This is a genomic window from Paenibacillus paludis, assembly GCF_042610515.1.
Taxonomy (GTDB): domain Bacteria; phylum Bacillota; class Bacilli; order Paenibacillales; family Paenibacillaceae; genus Paenibacillus_AQ.
Genome location: NZ_JBGJZP010000059.1, coordinates 1 through 282 on the forward strand (window position 1 = coordinate 1; position 282 = coordinate 282).

1 protein-coding gene is annotated in these 282 nt (G+C 53.9%); it reads left to right on the forward strand.

Going from position 1 to position 282, the window contains the following annotated elements; all coding sequences use genetic code 11:
• Positions 1-282: transposase (locus ACAN56_RS35415; RefSeq protein WP_379148795.1), on the forward strand; the 282-nt coding region annotated here is incomplete at both ends.

A 282-nucleotide genomic window follows, 5' to 3' on the forward strand; every position in this document is an offset into this window, starting at 1 on the left:
AACTCTCGGAAGCTGGAGGGTCGTATACTGTCCGCTACGGTACGGCAAAACGCCAGCGATAAGTATTTTGTCTCCCTGGTTTGCGAGGTCGAAAAGACCCCGCTCCCACAAGCAGATGCACATATCGGCATTGACTTGGGGCTTAAGGAATACGCTGTGTGCTCCAACGGCGAACATTTTGCCAACCCCAGGTTTTACCGTCAATACGAGAAAAAGCTTGCGCTGTGGCAGCGGCGTTTGGCAAGACGCACACCAGGGGGCTCCAACTGGAAGAAAGCCAAG